The organism is Martinezella tropici (assembly GCF_008370325.1).
In the GTDB taxonomy this organism is placed as follows: domain Bacteria; phylum Pseudomonadota; class Alphaproteobacteria; order Rhizobiales; family Rhizobiaceae; genus Rhizobium; species Rhizobium tropici_B.
Window position 1 is genome coordinate 1 of record NZ_VNIP01000032.1, and the last position, 2,312, is coordinate 2,312.

At 60.0% G+C, this 2,312-nt stretch carries 2 protein-coding genes; one reads left to right on the plus strand and one right to left on the minus strand.

All coding sequences use genetic code 11. The features are described from left to right. Positions 1–1,135: globin-coupled sensor protein (locus tag FP026_RS30020; protein ID WP_149638165.1), on the minus strand; the 1,135-nt coding region annotated here is incomplete at its 3' end. A gap of 718 nt (positions 1,136–1,853) precedes the next feature. Here FP026_RS30020 and FP026_RS30025 point away from each other — a divergent pair. Next, a partial coding sequence (locus FP026_RS30025; protein WP_188112722.1) for an ArnT family glycosyltransferase occupies positions 1,854–2,312 on the plus strand: 459 nt, incomplete at its 3' end.

Genomic DNA, 2,312 nt, shown 5'->3' on the forward strand with positions numbered 1-2,312 from the left:
CGGCAAAGCCACGGCCGCTATCGCCGGCGCGGGCGGCTTCGATGCCGGCATTCAGGGCAAGAAGATTGGTCTGGAACGCGATTTCATCGATGACGCCGATGATCTGGCCGATCTTTTCGGCTGAGGTCTCGATATCCGACATGGCCGAGATCGCCTGCCCGACGATCCGGCCGCTGTCTTCGGCGGCGATGCGGGTCGATGCTGTAACCTTCTCGGCCGAGCGGGTATTGGCCGCATTGCCGCGCACCTGCTCGGCGAGCTCGGCAAGCTGCCGCGCCGAGACCGCAAGCGCACGCGACTGTTCGGACGATGTTTCCGCCAGGGATTTCGAGGCATGGGAAATGGCATCGCTTGCCGCCTCCGCCGCCTGCACACCGCCGGACAGAGCCGAAAACTGCTGCTGGATGTCCGCGAGTGCCGCATTCAAGACTTCCGCGACCTCGGCATAGGCTTCGGGACAATCCATCGGCAGTCGGGCCATCGGCAGCCGGGTCGTCAGATCGCGATCAGCAAGGCCGTTGGCGAGATCGGCAATGAAGGATGCTGCCTCGGCGCGATCGGCAGCCCGCTGTTCAGCGAGCGCCCGCTGGTGGCCGACCCGCAATTCGTTGAACCGCAACGATACAGCAATCTCGACATCGACCATCACGAGACGCACGACGGATGTAACGAGTTCGCTGAGCTCGCGGGCGCGGCGCTTGGCTCCGGGCAGGATGGCGCGGCCGCCCATTTCGTCGAGAAGACCGGCAAGAAGATGCTCCAGCATGACGCCGTGGCCCGCAACGTGCCAGCGTGGGTCGAGCCCCATCTTGCTTTCACTGTCCGACAGAACCTTAACGCGCTCTGCATAAAGACTGTCGAAGCGTGCATCCGTCAGCACATCCCAGTGTGAGGACTGCAGATCCTGAAGGCGATCGAGCTGGTTTTCGCTGGAAAAATTGCGCGCGGCGTCCGGATAGGCTTGGAACCGATGGAAAAGATCGCGCAGGCCTGCTTTCAGATGCGTTTCGAGCATCGGCCGGTTTCGGCGCAAGATTTCGCATTGCCCGGCATCGAGACCAGCAAAACGCAAGCGGTCGCGAAGGCTGCCAGCCTGCGCCCTGCCTGCCTGATCTGATGGCGAATCCTGCGCCAATACCGTCCCCGCCGAACTGCCGCGCGCCCAAGCGCCGGCGAAACCGCTGATGATCCGCGCCAGGCGCAATGAGGAGGCGAGGAAAGGCTGTCATCGCCTTCGATCGATCGATCGCGGCGCTGAAGCTCGCTCGTTCATCAAAGTCTGCTGCGGACCTGTTTGATGAAGTGGATACCGGATCGAACCCGGTACGACGGGGCGGCTTCATGCCTGGTGAGAACGAGTCACAATTTTCCCATTCCGACGTTCAGACTCAATGTTTATGGTTAATTCCTTGCCCGAAGGTTAATGACGGAAGAAGGCATGTTCTGCAGTATTTTGCTCTAAATTAGGCATTACTTTCGGATATACTTCATCGATCGGTAAAGACACGGGCCGCAAGTCACGAGCAAGCTTCGTATCTTACTGCTCAACAGATAGACAGCTTCGATGTCGATACGGAGAGAGCAATGATTGTTCTTGGTTTGACCGCCTCGCTGATGGCCAGCCTGACGCTGGCAGCCTTCATGCTTCTGTGCCGCATCGAGGAGACACGCGGTAAAGCCGCTTCGCGCGTCCTCTAGGCGCGCTGCAATACACCCCGGATTTCAAAATCGGATGCATGGCGCTTCGCGGCCACGTCGGTGCATGCCGTCGTTATCCGGACGACCGGGAGCTAGCTTTGGTCTCAATAGTTCCGTATTAAGCCTCACGATCAGGCACCGAGACCCATCCGTTAATGCTCGACACGACCCATTCCCGAACGACTGCACAGAAACTCTCTCTGCAGGTGGCCGTCGCAATCATCTTCGGAGTGACGCTCTGGCGCGTCCTCATGTTGCTGGTCAACAGGACCGACCTCTTCGTCGACGAGGCGCAATATTGGTTCTGGGGCCAGAATCTCGATTTCGGCTACTACTCCAAGCCGCCGATGATTGCCTGGGTCATCCGTTTCTTCAACGCGATCTCCGGGTCGGACTCGACATTCTGGATCCGCGTATCGGCGCCGATCTTCCATCTCGCCACCGCCCTGATGCTCATGTGCACCACACGGCGGCTGATCGAAGGCGAGGAGGGACGCGAGATTGCGCCGTGGGTCGGCGTCATCTTCATCACCCTTCCGGCCGCTTCGCTTTCGGCCGTGCTGGTATCGACCGACACGATCCAGATCTTGTTCGTGACGATCGCGATCTGGGCC